The 21,685-nt window shown below is 53.9% G+C and carries 17 protein-coding genes and 1 pseudogene; 5 read left to right on the forward strand and 13 right to left on the reverse strand.

All coding sequences use genetic code 11. From position 1 onward, the window contains the following. Nucleotides 1–364 precede the first annotated feature (364 nt). Entirely contained in the window at nt 365–1,405 is a 1,041-nt protein-coding gene (locus tag FHW17_RS13655) for a glutamine synthetase beta-grasp domain-containing protein (RefSeq protein ID WP_112522501.1), read from the reverse strand. Between the two features lie 531 nt (nt 1,406–1,936). Here FHW17_RS13655 and FHW17_RS13660 point away from each other — a divergent pair. Further along, nucleotides 1,937–2,323, forward strand: a pseudogene (locus FHW17_RS13660) (phosphotransferase); the annotation flags it as partial. 80 nt (nt 2,324–2,403) lie between these two features. On the opposite strand, the gene FHW17_RS13665 reads toward FHW17_RS13660, so the two are convergent. Then, a complete protein-coding gene (locus tag FHW17_RS13665) occupies nt 2,404–2,658 on the reverse strand; it encodes a hypothetical protein (protein WP_091883043.1) in 255 nt (84 codons plus the stop codon). A 166-nt stretch (nt 2,659–2,824) separates the two neighbouring features. Between FHW17_RS13665 and FHW17_RS13670 the strand changes: the two genes are divergently transcribed. The 3 genes from FHW17_RS13670 to FHW17_RS13680 all read left to right on the forward strand — a co-directional run bounded on the left by FHW17_RS13670 (nt 2,825) and on the right by FHW17_RS13680 (nt 6,377). Then, the gene (locus FHW17_RS13670) at nt 2,825–3,457 is read left to right on the forward strand and encodes a TetR/AcrR family transcriptional regulator (protein ID WP_113094891.1); all 633 of its coding nucleotides are present in this window, start codon (nt 2,825–2,827) and stop codon (nt 3,455–3,457) included. A gap of 294 nt (nt 3,458–3,751) precedes the next feature. Then, entirely contained in the window at nt 3,752–4,714 is a 963-nt protein-coding gene (locus FHW17_RS13675; RefSeq protein ID WP_113094892.1) for a helix-turn-helix domain-containing protein, read from the forward strand. A gap of 562 nt (nt 4,715–5,276) precedes the next feature. Further along, nucleotides 5,277–6,377 (forward strand): porin, encoded by a 1,101-nt coding sequence (locus FHW17_RS13680; protein ID WP_112522497.1) that lies wholly within the window; start codon nt 5,277–5,279, stop codon nt 6,375–6,377. Nucleotides 6,378–6,422: 45 nt separating this feature from the next. Here FHW17_RS13680 and FHW17_RS13685 read toward each other — a convergent pair whose 3' ends face one another. From FHW17_RS13685 to FHW17_RS13700, 4 genes are read right to left on the reverse strand one after another with little or no spacing between them, the layout of a single operon-like run. Beyond that, nucleotides 6,423–7,478, reverse strand: a complete 1,056-nt coding sequence (locus FHW17_RS13685) for a CaiB/BaiF CoA-transferase family protein (RefSeq protein WP_182510105.1) — start codon at nt 7,476–7,478, stop codon at nt 6,423–6,425. A 49-nt stretch (nt 7,479–7,527) separates the two neighbouring features. Continuing rightward, nucleotides 7,528–10,617, reverse strand: a complete 3,090-nt coding sequence (locus FHW17_RS13690; RefSeq protein WP_182510106.1) for an efflux RND transporter permease subunit — start codon at nt 10,615–10,617, stop codon at nt 7,528–7,530. Next, entirely contained in the window at nt 10,614–11,699 is a 1,086-nt protein-coding gene (locus FHW17_RS13695) for an efflux RND transporter periplasmic adaptor subunit (RefSeq protein ID WP_112522494.1), read from the reverse strand. Before FHW17_RS13695 ends, FHW17_RS13690 begins: the two co-directional genes overlap by 4 nt. Then, nucleotides 11,696–12,769 carry an efflux RND transporter periplasmic adaptor subunit gene (locus FHW17_RS13700; RefSeq protein WP_182510107.1) on the reverse strand — a complete coding sequence of 358 codons (1,074 nt, stop codon included), beginning with the start codon at nt 12,767–12,769 and terminating at the stop codon, nt 11,696–11,698. Before FHW17_RS13700 ends, FHW17_RS13695 begins: the two co-directional genes overlap by 4 nt. A gap of 174 nt (nt 12,770–12,943) precedes the next feature. Here FHW17_RS13700 and FHW17_RS13705 point away from each other — a divergent pair, with 174 nt between their 5' ends. Next, nucleotides 12,944–13,603 carry a TetR/AcrR family transcriptional regulator gene (locus FHW17_RS13705; protein WP_113094895.1) on the forward strand — a complete coding sequence of 220 codons (660 nt, stop codon included), beginning with the start codon at nt 12,944–12,946 and terminating at the stop codon, nt 13,601–13,603. Between the two features lie 36 nt (nt 13,604–13,639). On the opposite strand, the gene FHW17_RS13710 is transcribed toward FHW17_RS13705, so the two are convergent. Genes FHW17_RS13710 through FHW17_RS13740 form a run of 7 tightly spaced genes read right to left on the reverse strand, consistent with a single transcriptional unit; the run spans nt 13,640 to nt 21,314 of the window. Beyond that, nucleotides 13,640–15,580 carry a beta-N-acetylhexosaminidase gene (locus tag FHW17_RS13710; protein WP_182510108.1) on the reverse strand — a complete coding sequence of 647 codons (1,941 nt, stop codon included), beginning with the start codon at nt 15,578–15,580 and terminating at the stop codon, nt 13,640–13,642. 17 nt (nt 15,581–15,597) lie between these two features. Continuing rightward, nucleotides 15,598–16,074 (reverse strand): GNAT family N-acetyltransferase, encoded by a 477-nt coding sequence (locus FHW17_RS13715; RefSeq protein ID WP_182510109.1) that lies wholly within the window; start codon nt 16,072–16,074, stop codon nt 15,598–15,600. 15 nt (nt 16,075–16,089) lie between these two features. Further along, the gene (locus FHW17_RS13720) at nt 16,090–17,031 is read right to left on the reverse strand and encodes an ABC transporter ATP-binding protein (RefSeq protein ID WP_182510110.1); all 942 of its coding nucleotides are present in this window, start codon (nt 17,029–17,031) and stop codon (nt 16,090–16,092) included. Next, nucleotides 17,028–17,843, reverse strand: a complete 816-nt coding sequence (locus FHW17_RS13725; protein ID WP_182510111.1) for an ABC transporter ATP-binding protein — start codon at nt 17,841–17,843, stop codon at nt 17,028–17,030. Before FHW17_RS13725 ends, FHW17_RS13720 begins: the two co-directional genes overlap by 4 nt. Beyond that, on the reverse strand, nt 17,840–18,742 hold the full coding sequence (locus FHW17_RS13730) for an ABC transporter permease (RefSeq protein ID WP_113094899.1): 903 nt from the start codon (nt 18,740–18,742) through the stop codon (nt 17,840–17,842). The genes FHW17_RS13725 and FHW17_RS13730 overlap by 4 nt, the downstream gene beginning before the upstream one ends. Continuing rightward, the gene (locus FHW17_RS13735; protein ID WP_182510112.1) at nt 18,739–19,722 is read right to left on the reverse strand and encodes an ABC transporter permease; all 984 of its coding nucleotides are present in this window, start codon (nt 19,720–19,722) and stop codon (nt 18,739–18,741) included. Before FHW17_RS13735 ends, FHW17_RS13730 begins: the two co-directional genes overlap by 4 nt. Further along, nucleotides 19,722–21,314 (reverse strand): ABC transporter substrate-binding protein, encoded by a 1,593-nt coding sequence (locus FHW17_RS13740; RefSeq protein ID WP_246706843.1) that lies wholly within the window; start codon nt 21,312–21,314, stop codon nt 19,722–19,724. Before FHW17_RS13740 ends, FHW17_RS13735 begins: the two co-directional genes overlap by 1 nt. Nucleotides 21,315–21,685 lie beyond the last annotated feature (371 nt).

The following is a 21,685-nucleotide window of genomic DNA, read 5'->3' on the forward strand; positions in this document are numbered from 1 at the left end:
CGCGCGGAATCTGCACTTCGATTGTGGCTGAAAATGTCTCGAATTCAGGAATATTTGCAGGTGAATTGCGCATCAAATTTACCCCAGAGTCGCAGTCGATGGCATTGCAAAGACAGCATGATCTTCTCGCCTAAAGATTGCAAGTGAGATCACATTCCACCCTGAGTACGCATAGGCGTATCGAAACAACCATCAACCCGAGAGGGCATGCGGGTTGAGTGATCGGCGATTTGCTTTTGAGATTGGTATCGGGTCCGTCGGCAACTGGACCGGATAATCGCGCACATATTGTGCAAAGGCCTAAAGGCCCACTAAAGAAAAACGGCATGGCGCAGAAACCCGCGCCATGCCGGAAGCATTAAAGTCAGGCAGCCAGTGTGTCGGCAACAGGCTCCGGAACCGACGCAATGGTGCGCAGAATCTGCGAAGCGATCTGGTAGGGATCACCCTGCGAGTTCGGACGGCGATCTTCAAGATAACCACGATAGCCACTGTTCACGAAGCTATGTGGCACGCGGATCGACGCACCACGATCAGCAACACCATAGCTGAACTGATGAATGGACTGAGTCTCGTGCTTGCCGGTCAAGCGCAGATGGTTGTCTGGTCCATACACGGCAATATGGTCATCGCAGGCATCGGCAAATGCAGCCATGACCTGTTCAAAATAGTCCTTGCCACCGACTTCGCGCATAAACGCAGTCGAGAAGTTGGCATGCATGCCGGAACCGTTCCAGTCGGTGTCACCGAGTGGCTTGCAATGGTATTCAACATCAATGCCGTACTTTTCGCACAGGCGCTGCAGGAGATAGCGAGCCATCCAGATTTCGTCGGCAGCCCGCTTCGAGCCCTTGCCGAAAATCTGGAATTCCCACTGACCCTTGGCCACCTCAGCATTGATGCCTTCATGGTTCAGACCAGCAGCGAGGCAGATATCGAGGTGCTCTTCGACAATCTGGCGGGCAACGCTACCAACATTGCTATAGCCAACACCGGTGTAATAAGGACCCTGTGGCGCTGGGTAGCCGGTTTCAGGGAAGCCGAGTGGACGACCGTTCTGGTAGAAGAAGTATTCCTGCTCGAAACCGAACCATGCGCCTTCATCGTCAAGAATGGTTGCGCGATTGTTGGATGGGTGCGGTGTCTTGCCGTCGGGCATCATAACTTCGCACATGACCAGAACGCCGTTCTTGCGCTCACTATCAGGATAAACCGCAACAGGCTTCAGAACACAGTCCGAACTCCGGCCTTCGGCCTGCAAAGTCGAACTTCCGTCGAAGTTCCAGAGCGGCAGCTGTTCCAACTTTGGAAAAGCGTCAAATTCCTTGACCTGCGTCTTGCCGCGAAGATTTGGGACCGGTGTGTAACCGTCGAGCCAGATATATTCGAGTTTGTATTTTGTCATTGTGGCTTCTCTCACTACCTAGTTGTGCGCGCTAATCTTGCAGGTCCCAACGCCCAATCGTGCGCCGCCACCTGCGGATATTTTCTCCAAAGCAAGTTGCGTGCCACTTTTGCAATCAAGAGAATTGCCCGTGTTGGAAAAGCCAAAAAACCGAAATTTTAGCTTGCCAACGAACTAAACCGCAGAGGATTTTGACAGGCGTTCAAATGCGCACGCTTTATTCCATCGAATTTCCGGTTCGCATTGCGTCAAAAAACAATCTGCCCGACGCGTACTAAACGATTGCCAGCCCAACAATTGAACATTTCATGATGATATTTTGGGCAGTTGCGAAAATCCTGTGCAGATACAAGGCTGGTGACAAGCGTGTCATATGACTCAAATACAGCTTGGCAAACGAACTCATCATACTTGCTTACCGTCGGAATCTCTCAAACGCCGCAGTCGTACTTCTCTTGGCAAATCGCAACTGCCGTATAATTCTCTGATATGTGGTTTTGTGGCTTCTGCTAAAATATTTACCGCTGGCCGCTTTATCTTGTCGCCTGCTTCAATGATCCCATGCCGGGCAATTTTATGGTCGATAACGCCAAGACGATCATGCTCATTGATTACGAATACGCGTCGAACAACGACCGATGCTACGATCTAGGTATCTGGTGCGGCGAGATGTTTTTCTCCAACACCATAGAGAACGAGGTGATCGAGGAGTATTTCGGCCATTTCGATCCGCAAATGTATGCCCGGCTCTATGTCCACAAAGCGCTCGCCGATATTAAATGGTCCACATGGGCCATGGTCCAAAGGGAAGTGTCCGCGCTTGACTTTGATTTCCATAAATATGGCGCGTGGAAACACATGCGTGCCCGCAGCTATATGCGTGATCCCCGTTGGAAAGATTATATGAAAATTGTCTGACGGCGCTGGCTAAAAGAAAACCGGCAGCCCTCATGGAGGCCGCCGGTTTTTCAAAACAGCAATCGAACAGTTGACGAACCCTAGACTGCACTTCCGCAACAAGCCGATGCCATGCGGTTGCCTATGGCAGCCAGACTTTTGGTCACTGCGGGCCCATCGACTGTAAAGGGTCGTTGCCAATTGGTGGAAGCGGTGGCTTCAAAATTTTTGCGTGCCACAGACTTCATAAGGAGTTCGAGCTCGCTGCGGGTCACATGATCAGCGCTCATGACAGCGTTGATCAGGGGATCTGACAGGGCTTCAGCAAGGGTAAGATCGGCATATGTCTGTGGCATGATGCACTCCTTCTCAGCGGCGTCGTTGCCGCGTTTTCAAATAGAAACTTCAATCCGTACTTTTCTGTGGCGGCAGCCCGGAACCAATTTCAAATAAAATTGACACACGAACCAAATGCGTGTTACCGGTAAGTAACAAGCCAATAGTTACTGGACGGTAACATCCATGTCAAGCGCACCAACGCAAGAAATATCAAAGCCTCACGAGACTGTTATATCGGTGGAATCCGAAGGCAACCGCATGCCGCCGCGCGCGCGTATCATGGCCAGCGCCATTGATTTGTTTCGCCAGCAAGGCATCAAGGGTGTTGGTGTTGACGCGATTGCAGAGGCCGCTGATTCCAACAAGATGACGCTTTATCGCCATTTCGGATCAAAGGATGATCTGATCTGCGAATGCCTCAAACAGGTGTCCGAGCGCCGGGAACAAATTTGGCGTGATCTGGAAGCAACCTTCCCTGACAATCCACTTGCCCAGATACGCGGCTGGATTGAAGAAGCTGCGGAATGCATATTCAATGACCGGCGCGGTTGCGATCTCGCAAATGCCGCTGTCGAATTGAAAGAAGCCAATCACCCGGCTTTCAAGGTGATCGTGGATGCCAAAAAAGCGCATATGGACCGCCTGACCGATCTTTGCCGGCAGGCTGGAGTGAAACAGGCGGAGCAATTGGCCGATGCACTGATGCTACTCGTCGAGGGGGCGCGGGTATGCAGCCAAAGCGCTGGCGCAGAAGGCCCTCAACAACAATTGAAACGTGCCTGCGACGCAATGATTGCCGCCTACTCCTCGGATTAGCTTACGCCCATATCATTGGTGCCCGATCCAATTGTTTATGTTGAAAGAGAATACAACCTACTGGATTAAGCCCAACGACCAGCAGCACGACATTCATCGTGGTGATCAACAATCAACGGATACCCTACTTACTATCACGAAAAGCCCTTCCCGGATTCACGCACTTGTTATCGGTGTCTTCAGCCAAAGCATGTAGATTGCGTAATCAGGAGAGGGCTCCCCGACACCCCGCCAAAAGAGCTGCCCGTAAAGGGTGTATTTGTCCTGGTAAAACCCAGACGGAGAGTCAATCGCATGGGAATCGCATTTATGAACGACGGCGTGCCGGAAACTCTTCCCTGCATCAGTCATGAAACGCGTTCAAAGTGGCTACTGCAAAGAGTGGCTATCCTGAGACGAAATCCCAATTTCGGGACCGCTGCCACTGACTACGCAAACGGTGCCGTCAGGATTTTCGAAGGTCGATATATGGCCAACAAAGTCATGGCCAATGTTGCTCGTCAGGTGATCTGTATGTCCATTCTGGCGTTGCATTTTACACGCAGCAATGGAAATCACGGCGCAACAATATCCAGCATTCAGAACATAACGTCGGGTTTAAAGCTATGCAGCAAAAACACCACTGCTGCTACGATCGACCTTTTAGAAAACATAGGACTTGTTACCCGTGTGCTGGACGAAAGTGATCACAGGAATCACCTGATCCAACCAACCAACAAGATGATATTCGGCATCAGAAGAATTACCGGCATAGCCCTCAGCGCAGCGGACAAACTGTTCCCTTCACGGCATTACAAACAGCTGATTGAAGGGTCGGATGATTTTGTGGAACGCTATTTCGCGTCCAGCCTGCACTCGCTGCTGAACATCAGCACAATGATCTCCAAACTGCACAGTTCGAAATTGTTCGCGATCAGCGACGGGGGCGGCATCCTGCTTTGCAAACTTATGTCAATGAAGGGACAGCCATCAACAGTTACTGAAAATACTGTCTGCTTTCCCTATGATGATATCGGTCATCTCTACGGTGTTTCCCGCACACACATTCGCCGTTTAATGAAGCGAGCGGAGGCAGAAGGCCTTGTGCGCCTGCTGGAAGATGGAGGCCGACGGATAGATATCTTGCCTCCACTCAATGATGTTTTTGAGAATATGGTTGCCGCGCATATCGCTCGCGCCCAGTTCGATATTCACCTTGCCAACAAAGATTACGATCTGTTGCCCATAGATCGAACGCCTGACTATTACGCCGTCTGAAAAGCAAGAATTCCGCGTTAACAGGCCCAAATAAAATGGCCCTGCCTTTAAAAGCAGGGCCTTTTGAGCATTGACTGGAGATCAACTGAACTCAATTGCCTTCTTGTTGAAGCGCAGTCCTTCTACGTCAACGAGAATATGCATCGTTACGTTGCATCCGATTTTCAAGGCAGTCAAAGGACATAACTGGTCGCATTTTGCTACCATTTTAAGATCCGTTTTTCTGCTGGCAAGCCATTTCACAAAGATGTTTACGCGAAAAACTGATCCAGCCGACAAATCCTCGCCGGTGAGCCCTCATGGGGTTTATGTCCTCAGAAACATTGATTTTCGCACGAAAACAGTAAGTCGGCTGGCCACTTTGTTGGGCTAATGACGTCATCCCGGGCCGTCAGTCTTGGCGTTTTAAACCCGATAGATTGTAGCAAAAAGGCAACATTAGCATTGGTAGCATGATACCACCAGTTATGTCCTTTGACGAAAAGGGTGCCAAAGTAAGACATAAGTGCGGCACTGCGTCTTTGGCTTGCCTCTAACAATTTATCCTTAACTGGAGATCGACATGAATATCAAAAGTCTTCTTCTCGGCACCGCCGCTGCGCTTGTTGTGGTGTCGGGCGCGCGCGCTGCAGATGCAGTCGTCGTGGCCGAACCGGAAGCCGTGGAATATGTGCGCGTCTGCGACGCGTATGGCGCTGGCTTCTTCTATATTCCCGGCACAGAAACATGCCTGAAAATCGGCGGCTATATGCGTTATGATGCCGGCGGTGGTGACGACCCCTATTTGGGTGGTCATATGGGCGGCAAAAATGATACGTGGTACAAGCGTGCCCGCGCTGAAGTCCGTTTTGATGCACGTACGGAAACCGAACTCGGCACACTCCGCTCCTATATCCAGACACGTTTCCAATACACTGACGGCAATCAGGACGGCGCGTCCATCCCACAGGCTTTCATCGAACTGGGCGGCTTCCGCATCGGTGTTGCCGATGAAATCTTCGGTTCATGGGTTGGTTATGCAGGTAACATCATCAACGACGACGTGATCCAGTACAACAGCTTTGCCAGCAACCAGGTGAGCTATACGTATACCGCTGGAAACGGCTTCTCTGCTATTATCGCCGCTGAACAGGGTGAAGCTGAGAATTTGAATGGTCAGAGTTACGACTATCGTATTGATGACTACATGCCTCATGCCCTTATCGGTGCCAAGTTTGAACAGGGTTGGGGATCAATCTCCGGTATCGCTGGTTATGACTCAGCTGTCGAAGAATGGGGCTTCAAAGCTCGTTTGGACGTCAAGTTTACTGACACAGTGTCCGCCTGGGTCATGGGTGCCTATCAGACCAACTATGACGACAAATCATTCAACACCAATCTGAATCGCAATTGGTTCGGTACGTGGGAAGGTGATTATGCTATCTGGGGTGGTTTGGCTGCCAAGGTATCCGACAAGGCAACTGTCAACGCTCAGGTTGCCTACGAAGAACAGGGCACGATTGCTGCTGCTTTGAACGTGGCTTACGAACTGGTTCCCGGCTTCACGATTACACCGGAAATCAACTACACCAAGTTTGACGGTGCGCGTAAGGACTACTCAGAAGCCCATGGCGGCAGCGACGATGCCTTTGGTGGCATTATCCGCTTCCAGCGCAACTTCTAAGTATCGCTAACAAGAAATCCGGGGTCGAAAGATCCCGGATTTTTATTATCTGGCAGGATTGAGAACCGAGAACCGCGGCGCAGGTGCCGTCTCGATCAGTCCCGAGGACGTCTCCCTATAGATGCCCCGCGCCCTGTTATGTGCATGGTTTACCGCTTCAGCAATGTTCAGAACCGGTGCAAAGCAGGCATCGCTTCCTTCCAGAATTTCACACCAGTGATCACGTGGACGACTGGCAAATAGTTCAGCGAAACGCGCCTTCAGAGCAGGCCATTGTTTGCGGTCATATTGCGAAGCTGGATCGACATCTGTAAGTCCGAGTTTGGCAAGCAATATCGCATAAAACTGCGTTTCAAGTGCCCCGACAGTAATGAAGTGCCCATCAGCACAGATATAGCTGTCGTAAAATGGCGAGTCATGAAACGGGCTTGGCTCAGCCCCGTCAATCTGCCCGCTTGCACGCGCGAGTTGCACGATTGTTCCAAGCATCGCCACCACATCGACAATTGCCGCATCCACCACTCTTCCCTGACCTGATATTCTGGCATCCAGCACAGCGCTGACGATACCGAAACACAGACCAAGAGAACCAGCGGCATCACCCATCACGGTTGGCGCCGCTATGGGCGCTTCTCCCGAACGCGCAGAGAGAGAAAGTAGCCCCGTCAAAGCGAGATAGTTCAGATCATGACCGGCACTTTGCGCCAGAGGACCTGTCTGGCCCCAACCGGTCATCCGGCCGTAAACCAGCCGCGGATTGCGGGCAGCGCATTCGTCCGGTCCAATGCCAAGGCGTTCCATGACGCCGGGCCTGTTGGCTTCGATCAATGCATCGGCAACGGCGACCAGCTCAAGCGCCTGCTCGACACCGGCAGCTGTTTTGAGGTCGAGAGCAACAATCCGTTTGTTTTGGCGAAGGGGATTGTTCCCCGCATCACCTCCGAATTCCTGCATGATTTTTAGTGGTGTCGGACGCGTAATCACTGTCACCTGCGCCCCAAGATTGGCAAGCATGAGCCCGGCAAGCGGCCCGGGGCCAATTCCCTCAAACTCGACAACCCGAAGTGTGTGAAGGGGATTTCCCGGTGCCTGTTCGCTCATGACATTCCTGTTGTCTGATGGGAGCACCCGGCTCCCACCTTATCATCCATCACGCGTTAACACCCGCGGGTTCCTGATGCTCCTCGGGCGGCGCATTATGATCGGGAGCCTTGATACGGAACCAGGCAATATAGAGCGCTGGCAAAAAGAGCAGCGTCAGCACAGTTCCAACAATAATTCCCCCCATCATGGCATAGGCCATCGGTCCCCAGAAAATCTCGCGGGCAATCGGGATCAGCGCAAGACTTGCAGCCGCAGCCGTTAGCATGATGGGACGCATTCGATGCTCCGTCGCTTCGACAACAGCACTCCATGGGTCTTTGCCCTCACTTCGCAGGTCCTCGATCTGGACGACGAGGATGACCGAGTTTCGGATCAGAATACCAATCAAAGCCAGCACGCCGAGCAATGCGACAAAGCCAAGCGGTGAATTGCTGGAGAGCAGAGCGGCAACAACACCGATGATTGCCAGAGGCGCAACCGCAAACACCAGGAACAGCCGCTGGAAGCTTTGCAACTGGATCATCAGCAGCGTCACCATGGCGAACAGCATCAAAGGTGCGACGGCAGCGATTGGAGCCTGGGCCTTGCCGCTTTCTTCAACGGCACCGCCCACGACAATCCCATAACCGGGTGGCAGTTTTTCCGTGAACTCCACTACTTTCGGGGCAAGCTGTGAGACAACCGTCGCTGGCTGCAGATCACCCAAAACACCGGCTTTGAGTGTGATGGTGGGTTGGCGCGCACGGCGCCAGACAACGGACTGCTCAAGTTCATAGCGGAAATTTGCCACAGCGGCTGCCGGCACGGACTGACCATTGGCGGTTGTCAGCTGGATATTGCGCAGCTGATCGATTGATCCACGCTCATCAGCACGGGCACGCACGATCACATCGATAAGATAGATGGAATCCCTGACCTGCGTGATTGTGGAGCCACCGACGACCGCATTGAGCGACGAGGCGATCGATTCCGAGGTGATCCCCAGTTGCCGTGCCTTATCCTGCAGCACGTCCACCTTGATGACGCGTGATGGTTCGTTCCAGTCAAATGTAATGTCGCCGATGGATGGATTGCCTGCAATCAGATTGGCCATCTCATGGGAATAATCGCGGACCTTCTGAACATCGGGCCCACTGACACGATACTGAACCGGACGTCCGACCGGCGGTCCGATATCAAGCAGATGCACAAAGGCATCGGTGCTTGGAAACTCGTTTTTCAGCCACGCTTGTAGTTTCGTTCGCAGCCGGTCACGCGCTTCGAGACTCTTTGTTACAATAACGGTCTGCCCGAAGAAGGGATTTGATGGCTGCACGTCGAACGACAGAAGGAAACGGATTGCGCCCTGCCCGACATAGGAACTCCAATGATCGATATCGGCGTTCCCAGCGAGTTGCTCTGCCTCAAACTTGTCCATCTGTGCCTTGGTTTCAAGAATCGAGGCGTTCTGCGGCAAGTTCCAGTCGACAATCAGCTCGTGACGGTCGGAATTGGGGAAGAACTGTTGTTGCACATGGCCCATACCGTAGACCGACAGGGCAAAAATGCCCACCGTAACGGCGATTGTCACCCAGCGAAACCGCATGCAAGTCAAAAGGATGCGTTGAAACAGCGTGGCAAACCGGCTGGGATTCTCGTGCTTGTTCTTCATTGTCTTTGGCAGCAAAGTCACGCCAAGCAGCGGCGTGAAAACCACGGCCACGATCCACGAGACAACCAGAGATACGGCAATCACCACGAACAGCGTATAGGTGAATTCGCCCGCCGCACTGCTATTCAGACCAACGGGAATGAAGCCCGATACTGTCACCAACGTGCCTGTCAGCATCGGAAAAGCCGTGTGGGTATAAACATAGGTCGCGGCTTTTCGTAAATCATCTCCCGACTCTAGCCGTGCCACCATCATCTCGACCGCGATCATGGCGTCATCCACAAGCAGCCCAAGCGCGATAATCAAAGCACCAAGCGAGATACGCTGCAGCGAAATGCCCATATACTCCATCACCATGAAGGTGATCGCCAGAACAAGCGGTATGGCCAGCGCAACGACAAAGCCGGCGCGCATTCCCAGACTGACAAAGCTGACCGCCAACACGATGGCAACGGCCTCGAACAATGCGCGAGTGAAACCGGAAACCGCTTCTTCGACGATCTGCGGCTGATCTGAAACCAGATTAACACCGACGCCAACGGGCAAATCCGCTGTGATCTGCTGCATCTGCGCTTTAAGATGTTCGCCAAATTTAAGCAGATTGCCGTTCGGCTTCATACCGATGGCAAGCCCGATCGCTTCCTTGCCATTCACACGGAACAGACTGGTCGGCGGGTCCGCATAGCCGCGGGTAACCCGCGCCACATCGCTCAAACGGAAAAACCGGTCATTGACGCGCAGATTGATGGCCTGAAGGCTTTTTTCCGATACGAACTGGCCGTTCACCCGGATCATTACCCGTTCGGGTCCAGTCTCGATAACGCCCGATGGGGTAATCGCGTTCTGGGCTTGCAAGGTGCTGATAATGGCCTGTTGATCCAGCCCGAGAGCGGCCACCTGTTTGGGGGAAAACTCCAGATAGATGGCTTCGTCCTGTGCCCCGACAAGTTCGACCTTGCCAACATCGGGGACAGTCAGGATTTTCCGCCTGACGTCTTCAACGTAATCACGCAATTGCCGCTGGCTTAGTCCATCTGAGGTGAAGCCGTAAACATTGCCATAGACATCGCCAAACTGATCATTGAAGAACGGTCCGACCACACCTTGCGGAAATTGCGGTGAAATATCGCGGATCATATTGCGGACGCGAATCCAAGTTTGCGTGACCGCATCGCCACGTACCGTGTCCTTGAGATTAAGGAAAATCGTTGTCGAGCCCGGCGAACTGACACTGCGGGTATAATCCAGCGTGTCCAGTTCCTCGAGCTTCTTTTCAATCCGCTCGGTGACCTGCGTTGTCGTGTCCTCAACGGAGGCTCCCGGCCATTGCGCCGAGATCACCATGGTCTTGATGGTGAAGTTCGGATCTTCCTCGCGGCCAAGATTGAGGTAGGAGAAAATCCCCGCAATCGTAAAAACGATCATGAAATACCAGACGAGAGACCGGTGATCGAGCGCCCATTCTGAAAGATTGAACTTTTTCATAGTGGGTTCCCGTCAGTCAGCTTGATCTTTCGGCCATCGGTAAGACTGTGTGCGCCCGCCGTTGCTATCCGGTCCCCGTCCGTCAGACCATCCACGACAATTGCCTCGAAGCTGGTGCGGTTTTCCAGTTTAACCTCTTTGGCGGAAACTGTTGCCTGCTTGCTGTCAATGAGCCAGACAAACGTCTTGCCGTCCTTGTCGAAAATGGCGGTCGCTGGAATGCGTATTCTCGGGTCAGCCGCTGTCGTCAGATAGGCGGTCACGGTTGTCCCCAGACGAAACCCTTCCGGTGGCTGTTCCAGGGTAATGCGTGTACGGCGCGTGCGTGTGGCTTCATCGGCCTGCGGGGCTATTTCCCGGACAACACCTGACGTCTGGATTGTCGGATCGGTTTGGAGCGAAACGCCGAACTTGCTACCGATTTTAATGGGGTTGGCGACGGCTTCCGGTATATCAACAACGGCTTCCCGCACATCAGGGCGCGCAACCACGGCAATCTGTTGACCTGCTGTCACTGTCTGCCCCACATCCGCTTGCAGCGACGTAACCACGCCATCAAAATCGGAGCGCAGCACCGCATAACCAAGCTCTTCCCGTGCTTTGGTCAGGTCAGCCTCGGCGCGCACGACCGATGCCCGTGCCGCTTCATGTGCCTGCTGTGCCTGATCGAAAGTCGCTTCCGTCGCCGAACTCTGGCTAAGCAGTGCTTTCTGTCGATCTTCCGTCGACGCCGCATTGGCAAGCTGGGCTTTGGCTGACGACAGACTCGCTTCCGCCGCCTGCACCGCCAGCTCGAGCGCCAGTGGATCGATTGCCGCTATCTCCTGCCCGTTCGAGACCTGATCACCCACCGAAACGTCTCGGCGAACAATGCGCCCAAGCGTGCGGAACCCAAGCTTGGTTTCAAAACGCGGCTCGACCTTCCCAGCAAAGCCACGCACCTGCACGGACTGCGATTTAAGGATGGTGGAAAGGACTGGCCTGATAACCTCGGGCTTTCCAGCCTCATCTTCTTTTTGGCAAGCAGCAAGACCAAGGGTCAGACAGACAAGACCTGTACCTGCAACAAGAACACGCCTCATGATGGATCACCATTCTTGACTGCTACAATTTCGGTCGGACGCAACCGGGTTCCACCTGAAGTTACGACCTGATCACCCGCCTGTAGGCCGCCACCAATTGCGACGTTCAAGGACTCATAGGCCGTCACCGTCACGCTGCGCAGGCTGACCGCTTTTGTCTGCGGATCAATCACCCATACGGCCGGCTTGCCATTATCCGATGTCATCACCGATGATGGTAAAACAGCCGCTTTGACGGCAGCCAGTTTCACCGTTCCGATCACCACAGAGCCGAGCGCCATTTCAGGCCGCGGGTTTTGCACGGCCACTTTTACACGCACCGTGCCAGAAGCATCATCAACGGTTGGCGAAACCTCGCGGATCGTGCCCGTGGCTGTGATAGTGGGATCATCGAGCAGAGTAATCTGAATCTGATGGTTGCCGATGTTTCGCGTTACCAGCCCTTCATACACATTGAAGATCGCGTCGCGCGGCCCATCGACCGCCACTGTGAATGCAGTTGACGCGATCTGGGTCACCTGCCCCACCTCAATATTGCGGGCGGTCACGACACCCGAGGCATCCGTTTTCAACTCCGTATAGGAAAGGGTTTCGCGCGATGTATCGAGTTGAGCCTTGGCTGCATCGAGTGATCCTTGCGCCGTGCGCTGGGCTTCTTCGGCGCTGTCATAGGCGCTCCTTGTGGTGAACCCTTGTGCAAGAAGCGCCTTCTGCCGGTCAAAAGCGGATGTGGTCTGCCTGACCTGCGCCTCTGCGGAACGCACAGCAGCTTCCGAAGCGTCAAGATCAGCCTTTTGCTGCGTCGGATCGATACGTGCAAGCACGTCGCCCGCCGCCACATGATCACCCACATCAACGAGCCGCTCTGTTACCTTGCCACTTACCCGGAACGATAGATTACTGTCGATCTTGGCGCGTATTTCGCCTGTCACCGAAACACTTTGCGAATAGTCCGTGAACTCTACCTTGACCGCATTGACCTGTGCTGGTGGTTTTTGATCTGCAGCTTTTTCAGGCTGACAACCCGCCAACAGGGCAAGCCCAAAAACCATGATAATCGCTTTGCGCATGAAAGGGTTATCGCGCCGCCATGATTGGCGCTCAACCGTCAATTTCGGGGAGTAAAAGTCAGGCCGCATCGTTCTACCAATCCATGCAAAGGTGTGACGGGTATATTATTGACTGATTGTTCAGTCAATGTATAATCTCATTCAAACGGCTTCAATGCTCCATTGGAAGAAATCATGGCTGAAATAAAAGAGGCGTCAAGCGCCGAGGTAGGTGCGACTGCACCGGGAGTGAGGGCGCGCCGCAAGGCCCAGCGTCCGCAGGAAATTCTGCATGCTGCTTTCGATGAGTTTGTGGAGCGCGGTTATACGGCAACCCGCATCGAAGATGTCGCCAACCGGGCTGGTGTTACCAAGGGCACGATTTATCTCTATTTCCAGAACAAGGAAGAGCTGTTTCAGGACGTCGTGCGCAAGCTGTCACAGCCAATTTTCAACGAGGAACAGTTCTGGCAAGAGCATCAGAACCGCCCGAGCGATGAACTCGTGCGGCTGTATCTGGATACGGTCTATGAACATATGACCGTGAACCCCTACTCCCGTGAAATCCTCCGGTTCCTGATTTCCGATGGCCGGAGCTTTCCGGATTTGACCGCATCGCATTACGAGGAATTTGTCCGGCCAATTTTGACAATGCTTCAACACATCCTTGAGAAAGGCGTTCGGGAAGGTATTTTCCGGCCGGAAGCGGCCGCCAGCCAAATGAGCTATATTCTTCTCAGCCCGGCGCTGACATTGACAATCGACAAGCTGTTGGACTGTCAGACCGACCTTCCCGAGCTTGGCGACTATGTGAATGCCCATTACGAAATGATCATGCGCAACGTCCGCAACTAGAGTTTTTTGCCATTGATACCAGCGTGCTTGCGTAGATCACGCCTCCGATCGAAAGCCATAAAGAATGGGCATCAATCCGGCCAAAGCCTTGAAGCGGCTCCAGGATTTGGCCTCTGGCCTTGTCCACCCGGTCTCTGCCAGCGCCGAAATACGCGGGAAGACCAGCCGGTCAAAAACCGCACGATCCGTCATCGGTTCAGACCAGATGCAGGTCTGGACACCAAGGAAACGTTCCTTTTGCGATGTGCTCCAACCTTCGACGGGATCAAAATTATAAAGCTTTTCCGGTTCTGACCAACCCGCCCAACCGGCACCGGGCTCCGACCAGTCAGGACTATTGGCCATATCGAGATAGTAGACCGGGCCGGGACAGACCACGATGTCATAGCCTTCCGTCGCAAGCTTTGCGCTGATTTCGACCGTGTGCCAGCCATTAAGATAACAGTGGTTTTTATCGATGCCGCCGCCATGGGCCGCCTCTTCCCATGCGCCGGTGATACGTCCCCGTTTGGTGAGCGATGCCTGCACCCGCTTCAGAAAATCCGCCTGAAGCACTGCCGCATTGTCGCTGCCCAATTGGGCAAGCCGTGCCTTTGCTTGCGGTGAACCAGTCCATGCGTCGGCGGGTACTTCATCCGCTCCGACATGAATTGTCTTCGAGGGGAAAAGTTCGAGCAACTCATCCAGAATGGTCTCGACAAACTGATAGGTTTCCTCGCGCGCGGGGTTGAGGCAATTGTCCGGAAAGCCCTGAATGGAAAAATACTCGCCTGTCTCCTGCGGATCGCACAGCCATGGCAGCGATTGCAGGACGGAATAGCAATGCCCCGGCATGTCGATTTCAGGTACGACATCAATACCGAGATCATCGGCCAAACGGATGATCTCGCGAATAGCAACCTTGGTGTAATAGCCACCCATTGCTTCCGGGCCAGAGCCCAGCAATGGCGGGATCGGCAGACCATGGCCACGCCACGCACCAATGGAAACGAGTTCCGGATAGGCATCAATCTCCACACGCCACGCTTCATCATCCGAAAGATGCCAGTGAAAGCGATTGAGCTTGTTCCATGCGAGGATGTTGAGGAACTGGCTGATCTCCGCTGATCCATAGAATTGCCGCGCCACATCCAGATGTGTGCCGCGCCAGCGCATGGTTGGTTCGTCGCGGATTTCACCTTCGAGTGGAAACACAAAGGTTTCCGGATGGAGCCGTGCTCCCCGCAAAATCTGACCAAGAGTGATCAGGCCATAGAGCAGACCCGAACGGCTTCCGGCTGTCACTTCTGTCTGATCGCCAAAACGGATCGCATAGGCTTCCGCTTTGAACCCTTCTGCAACCCGAAGCGTCACGGGCAGACCGCCCTCGGCCTGCGAACGAACAATACCCTCAACAGGAAAGAGTGACTGCACCAAGGTCTCAAAAGTGTCAGCGGCGCGCTCGGCTTCATCATCTCGCGGCAGCAAAGCAAGTCCCAAAGGCACGCAACGGCGGCCGGAAATCGAGACCGCTTGCGGCCATGGCACAATGGAAAGCGGAACGTCGACACTCACAGGAACAGGATAGATTTCGGCGCCACGCTTCAATGGTGCATTATCACCGATGGCCCGGGTGGGTGTGATTGCAACGGGCGCGGTCGTTCCGTCGGCAAGAACGAGATAAGCGGTGGTGCCCCCATCGGTCCAGTGGCGCAGAGGATAGCTCAATCCTCGCGCTGTGATTGTCCATGATGTTTTGGGCTGAAGCACAAAATCAACCGGCGGTGCGAATTCCGAATGATTGGAAAGCCGGGCTGTCAGTGTTGCACCTTCCACAGAAGCAGCCGGATCAATACGGCCCGGTCCACTCACACAAAGGCGGAAGTCCCGGATTGGCTCATCCGAGAGATTGGTAAGGGTCAGCACATAGGCAAGAGGTTCATCGTCCTTGGCAGGATGCCATGCGGTTGCCAGTCGGAATGCATATCGTGATGTCATGGGTAAGCTTTCAGGATTTAATCTGGATATCTGAGCAGTCCGGCAAAAACGCCGGGTTCGGAATCGGCAATCGGCGTTGCTCCGACTGCACGGACGTAGAAATCGACGGGACCGACATCACCGATCGCCGCGTAGCCATAGCCCTGCACGCGCATATCGAGCAGGCAGGCAAGCAGAAGGCTGTGGCCAATGCCTGCGCCCCGTGCCTCCTCACTGACACCTGTTGGTCCGAAAAAACCGCGCGCAATGGCATCGTAACAGGCAAAGCCGACGAGCTTGCCATTCTTGGTCGCAATGAAACAGGCCGATGGTTGCCGGGTGCAGGCAATGGTGGCTTCGCTTGCCCAGCCGGGTCCAAATTCCTCTTTGATCCAGTCTGAAACAAGACCGAGTTCAGGAGCGAGCACCCGGCGAACCGCAATGCCTGCATCAGCCAGACGCTGATCAAGTTCCGGCTTTGGTTCAAGCGCATATAGTCTGACAAGAAGGTCCATCTGATACCCCTTTGATCAGCCTGCTTCGCCAAGTGTGCGGACAAAATGGTTGGGACCAACCTTATCCACCCCATCGGATGATGGCCGGGATATCTGACGGATTTTTTCCGCATGCTGGAGAAACCGCACGCTGTCGCCCGGCACGAACGGCTGATACGGATCGGGCACGGCCGAAAGCAGCAGCTTGGTATAGGGATGACAAGGATCAGTAATAACAGACATTGTATCTCCCCACTCGACCATCTGTCCGGCAAACATCACAGCGATTTCTTCGGCTACATGCGCCGCCGTTGCTATGTCATGGGTGATGTAAAGCAGGGCCAGGTTGCGCTCACGCTTTATGCCTGAAAGCAGTTCAATAATACCGAGACGGATCGAGACATCGAGCATCGACGTTGGCTCGTCAGCCACAAGAACTTCCGGCTGCACGGCCAGAGCGCGTGCAATGTTCACCCGCTGACGCTGCCCGCCGGAGAGTTCGTGCGGAAACTTATGTGCAGTCAAAATCGGATCAAGCCCCACGCTCTCAAGCAAGGCGTCGACACCATCCGCTGCGCCCTTTCTACCCTTGACATGACCATGCAGTTTCAGCGGTCGAACCAGATGATGTCCCACTGAAAACACAGGATTGAGTGAGGCAAATGGGTCCTGAAAAATCATCTGCACGGCACGGCGATAAGACTTTTCCTCAGTTCCTGAGCCAACAGTAGTGACATCATTGCCGCGGAAAAGCATCGTGCCCGATGTGGGCCGATCCATCCGTGCGATAATGCGCGCGCAGGTTGTCTTTCCGCAGCCGGACTCACCCACAAGCGCCAGCGCCCTGCCCGGCACCAATGAAAAGGATATACCGCGCAAAGCATGAACAAGACCAAAGGATCGCGTGATATCTTCAAGCGCAATCACCGATGATGTCTCGGTTGCTTTAGCGCCCTTAATGTCAGGAATGGCGTTCATGCGGGCCTCCTTTCCATGGCATTCATGCTGGGCAGGCTGGGAATCGCGCCCCATAATCGTTTGGTATAGTCATGCACAGGCGCACGGCTGACCTGCTTGACATCGCCAACCTCAACCAGTTTCCCCTTCAGCATCACGCCGATCCGATGACATATCTGGGCCATCAAATGCAGATCATGCGTTATGAACAATACCGAGAAACCATGGCTCTTCTGCAGGTCCACGACCTGTTCAAGGATTTCCCGCTGCACCACCACGTCAAGCGCCGTTGTCGGTTCGTCCATGATGATCAGCTCCGGGCTGAGAGCCAGGCAGATGGCTATCACAATGCGCTGGCGCATGCCGCCGCTGAACTGGTGCGGATAGTTGGAAAGCCGGTCAACAGGAATACCGACAAGCCGAAACATTTCTTCCGCCCGCGCCCGCGACTTCTCGCGGTTGCAACCGGTATGGCGAGATAACACATCATGAAATTGTGCCTCGACCCGCATCAAGGGATTGAGCGAGTTCATGGCGCTCTGAAACACCATGCCAATGCGTTTCCATCGCACCGCTTGCAGTGCCCGCTCGGTCATACCGAGCAGATCCTGTCCATCAAGCAGTATCTCTCCACCCGCCACCCATGCCGGTGGTTTGGCAAGTCGCGTGATCGCATAGGCTATTGTGCTCTTGCCGCAGCCCGATTCCCCGGCAAGACCGAAAAGTTCGCCGCGGCCAATGTCGAAAGACACATTTTTCACAGCATTGAAAACGCCCTTGTCGAGCAGATAATCAACACTGAGATTGCGAATTTGCAGAAGCGCATTGCTCATCGTGCAGCCTCCAATTCGCGTGTGCGCAGACGATTGAGCCGCAACCAGCGGCGAAGTGCCGGACCAGAACGCAGTTGCGGATTGGCGATTTCGTCAAAGGTGAAGTTGAGCAGTGAAAGCCCAAGCCCGACCAGAACGATGCCAGCACAGGGCACTGCGATATCCCACCATGCACCAACGATAATCGCCGACGAGTTCTGTGCGTTGTAAAGCATGGTGCCCCACGTCACATTCAATGGATCGCCAAAGCCAAGATATTCCAATGTCGTCTGGGCAACGATGGCATAGATAATACTGCCGACAAGATTGAGCGCGATGAGTGGCAGGAGATTAGGCACGATCTCGACAAATACGATCCGCCAGTTCGGCTCACCCACCATACGCGCAGCGACAACAAATTCGCGGTTGCGCAAAGCCAATGTCTGAGAACGCGTCATGCGTGCCCCCCACGGCCAAGATGTCAGAGCGATGATCGCCATGATGGCAACAGGTCCTACTGTACCAGCAAACGATGCCAGCAAGATCAACAGCGGAATATTGGGAATGACAAGCACCGCATTGGTCAGGAGGTCGAGAATATTGTCGGTGCGTCCGCCAAAATAACCACCGGCAAGGCCGATCAATGTACCGAGTACGGTGATGAATATTCCGGTTGCAAAGCCTATCGTCAGGGATGACCGGGCACCCCAGACAAATTGACTGAAAACATCACGGCCCATTTTTGTGGTGCCCATGACATGTTCAATGCTGGGTGGCTGATGCGAGCGACCGACACGCGCAGCTGGATCGTTCGGGGCAAGGATCGGCGCGAACAGAGCCATCAGGCACAATGCGATGACGATAGCCAGACCAACGACGGCCTTCTTCTGGCGTAACAGGAGTTTCAGTCCGGCATTCATGTGCGTGCCTCCCTGATGCGCGGATCAACGACGCCGTAGATGAGATCAACCAGCAGATTTGCTCCCAGAGTAGCCAGAGTCATCAGCAGAAGTTGCCCTTGAATAACCGGATAATCACGGGCCACACTTGCCGTATAAAGCGTGAGGCCAAGACCGGGATAGTTGAAGACAATTTCGGTAACGATGGAGCCACCGAATACCGCGCCAAGCATGAGGGCAAGATTGGTCAGCACGGGCAGCATGGCGTTGCGAGCGGCATAACCAAACATAACAGCGGTTTCGCTCAGGCCTTTGGCGCGGCCCATGGTGACATAATCCTCGCCCAGCACTGAAATCATGCTGGTTCGCATGGTCGTCTGGAATTCACCGATGAGATAAGGCGAGAGTGTCAGAACCGGCATGATTGCATGAAGAAAGACGCTGCCGAAGAACGTAAAATTTAAATCGGGGTCGAGATTGGGATTGTAGGCATAGCCGACCGGAAGCCCGCGAAGAGCAACACCGAAAGTGAAAAGTGTGGCCAGGGCGATGACGACGGGCGGCACGGCAATCATCATGATGGAAAGCGGTGAGACGATGGAATCAAACCGTCCCCCTCGCCGCCATGCGGCCAGCGCTCCCAATGTTGTCCCGATGCAAAGGGAAAAGATTATGGCTGTAATAACGAAAAAGGCTGTCCATCCGGCAGAACGGCCAAGAACTTCCACCACGGTCTGTGGATAGTATTTTACCGACACCCCAAGATCGAGCGTGGCCAGTCCTTTCAGATAGTCGAGGAATTGCTCCCACAGGGGCTGCTGTACCGCACCAAACCGGGCCTTGATCGCTTCGATTGCAGCCGGTGTCGCACGCGGGCCAAGCTGCGCAATCATTCCATCAACAGGGCTCCCCGGCATCAGCCGGGGAACGAGAAAATTGACAACAATGGCAAATAGAAACGCTACGCCATAGATAGCAAGCCGGTGCAGAGGGAGCCGCATCAGCCGTTGCTCCCGCCAGCCTTCTCATCTACCGGATGCAGGCGCAAAAGATGGATGAGCCGCATCCTGTTGTTCTCGTGGTTTTCCGGGTTCAATGCTGGATCATCTTTTGAAACCCAACCGGTGAAGCGTTTTGTGGAAAATTGATACCAGGTCGGACCATTGAAGAGGGGCACAACCGGGAAGTTATCAGCAACGACCAGTTGGATCTGGTTAAAGATCGCCTTGCGTTCTTCGATCGTCGTTGCTCGCTTGTAATCGCTGAAAAGCTTATCGAGGTCAGGATTGGAATAGCGGGATGGTGCGCCGGTGATACGGCCACCAAACGCTGTTGCCAGCGATTGATAGTAACCGCGAAAAGGCGTTGGTCCATCGGCGCGTGAATTGATCAGAGTATCGAAATTACCCTCGACGATCTGTTTGCCCCATTGCTCATATTCCGGCGTGGTGACGGAAACATTGATCCCGACCTTGCGCAGGCCTTCGGCAGCGATCTGCACGGCATCGATCCAGTCGGTCCAGCCATTGGGGACCATGATTGAAAACGCAATCGGCTCGCCTTTTGGTGTCGCGCGGAAACCATCTGCGCCTTTGGCATATCCGGCATCATCAAGCGCCTTGCTGGCCTTGTCGATATCATAGGCCATCCATTCATCCTGAGCTTTTTCAGCATCAGGATTGCGCCAGCTGTCGAAGCGCGGCGGAAGGCCACTGGCATGCAGATTGACCACGGGATAACCGAAACCTGCAATGTCGACCATTGCTGTCCTGTCCATCACCAAACTGATCGCATGACGAAATGCGATATCATTGAACGCAGCGGCATTGCCGGGCTTGGTCGTCTTGAGATTCATCTGGAAGGCAACGGTTTCAGCCGATGGCTGCCAGTAGTGATTGTGCTTCGGGTCGAGCGAAACGTAGGTCTTTTCAATTTCCGGGATGAATGATCCGAACCAATCCATCTGCCCATCAGGCAGGGTAGCCAGAACCTGATCATTGCCTGAGATTTGCGGTAGTTTCAGGCAATCGATTTTCAACGATGCGGCATCCCAATAGTTGGGATTGCGGCACTGTTCATAGACTTGCGGTGTGAAGCGGCGAATCTCGGTCATTGGTCCGGAGCCGACGGGATTCTCATTCTTGAAGGCAAGCGGGTCGGCAATGTCTTTCCAGATGTGCTCTGGAACGACAGGCAGATCAGATAGCGATTCCGGGAAATGCGTATCGACATCCTTGAGAGTGATCTTGACCTCAGTTGGCGATGGCGCTTCCACGGAAGCAATGCTGTCGGCTACCCCTACAAAATCAAGCACCGGGTTTTTACGCATAAGCTCAATCGTGAACTTTACATCGGCAGCGGTAAGGGGTTTTCCATCTGACCACTTCACCCCTTCGCGAATGGTATAGGTGATCGATTTCAGATCGTCGGCAAATTTAAAGCCCGTCGCCAAACGATAGGAGGGCTTGCCATTGTCAAGTTCGTTGAACACGACAAGCGGTTCATAAACGAAATCAAGAGTACTCTGGCGGCGGCCGCCCACATCAAACGGGTTGAAGTTGCGCACCCAGCTTGTCTGCTCTTCAATGTGCATGGTGAGGAGCGCTTCAGCGGAGGCACGCGTTGTGCCTGTCAAAGGGCTGGCGGCAAGAAGCGCGAGGCCAATAATGCCCGCTGCGGGAAGAAAGTGCGTTAGTCGGGAAGTAATCGAGAGTCGGCGTGTTACGGCATTCCTGTTCAAGGTCATGTCTCATCCCCATTTTCAAATGATTGGCGTCGTTTTGTTCCCTTTAGGTCAATCAATTTGATTTAATGCTAGGCATGGAGATATGCGCTTGTCAACAGCCACAATTTTGCCACACAATCCAACGCCGGATTTCGGGGAAAATGGCGGAAAGTGACCAACCGATGATCGATAGCCTGCCAAGAATCACTTGGCCGGATCATTTCCGCATCATCATCATG

It is taken from the genome of Phyllobacterium sp. P30BS-XVII (assembly GCF_014138335.1).
GTDB lineage: Bacteria > Pseudomonadota > Alphaproteobacteria > Rhizobiales > Rhizobiaceae > Phyllobacterium > Phyllobacterium meliloti.

Coding starts and splice junctions, on each gene's coding strand:
- FHW17_RS13700 (WP_182510107.1), bottom strand. CDS start 12,769: ATGCGCAAAGCGATTATCATGGTTTTTGGGCTTGCCCTGTTGGCGGGT.
- FHW17_RS13730 (WP_113094899.1), bottom strand. CDS start 18,742: ATGAATGCCGGACTGAAACTCCTGTTACGCCAGAAGAAGGCCGTCGTT.
- FHW17_RS13655 (WP_112522501.1), bottom strand. CDS start 1,405: ATGACAAAATACAAACTCGAATATATCTGGCTCGACGGTTACACACCG.
- FHW17_RS13710 (WP_182510108.1), bottom strand. CDS start 15,580: ATGACATCACGATATGCATTCCGACTGGCAACCGCATGGCATCCTGCC.
- FHW17_RS13690 (WP_182510106.1), bottom strand. CDS start 10,617: ATGAAAAAGTTCAATCTTTCAGAATGGGCGCTCGATCACCGGTCTCTC.
- FHW17_RS13670 (WP_113094891.1), top strand. CDS start 2,825: ATGTCAAGCGCACCAACGCAAGAAATATCAAAGCCTCACGAGACTGTT.
- FHW17_RS13695 (WP_112522494.1), bottom strand. CDS start 11,699: ATGAGGCGTGTTCTTGTTGCAGGTACAGGTCTTGTCTGTCTGACCCTT.
- FHW17_RS13725 (WP_182510111.1), bottom strand. CDS start 17,843: ATGAGCAATGCGCTTCTGCAAATTCGCAATCTCAGTGTTGATTATCTG.
- FHW17_RS13715 (WP_182510109.1), bottom strand. CDS start 16,074: ATGGACCTTCTTGTCAGACTATATGCGCTTGAACCAAAGCCGGAACTT.
- FHW17_RS13705 (WP_113094895.1), top strand. CDS start 12,944: ATGGCTGAAATAAAAGAGGCGTCAAGCGCCGAGGTAGGTGCGACTGCA.
- FHW17_RS13675 (WP_113094892.1), top strand. CDS start 3,752: ATGGGAATCGCATTTATGAACGACGGCGTGCCGGAAACTCTTCCCTGC.
- FHW17_RS13680 (WP_112522497.1), top strand. CDS start 5,277: ATGAATATCAAAAGTCTTCTTCTCGGCACCGCCGCTGCGCTTGTTGTG.
- FHW17_RS13685 (WP_182510105.1), bottom strand. CDS start 7,478: ATGAGCGAACAGGCACCGGGAAATCCCCTTCACACACTTCGGGTTGTC.
- FHW17_RS13740 (WP_246706843.1), bottom strand. CDS start 21,314: ATGCACATTGAAGAGCAGACAAGCTGGGTGCGCAACTTCAACCCGTTT.
- FHW17_RS13665 (WP_091883043.1), bottom strand. CDS start 2,658: ATGCCACAGACATATGCCGATCTTACCCTTGCTGAAGCCCTGTCAGAT.
- FHW17_RS13720 (WP_182510110.1), bottom strand. CDS start 17,031: ATGAACGCCATTCCTGACATTAAGGGCGCTAAAGCAACCGAGACATCA.
- FHW17_RS13735 (WP_182510112.1), bottom strand. CDS start 19,722: ATGCGGCTCCCTCTGCACCGGCTTGCTATCTATGGCGTAGCGTTTCTA.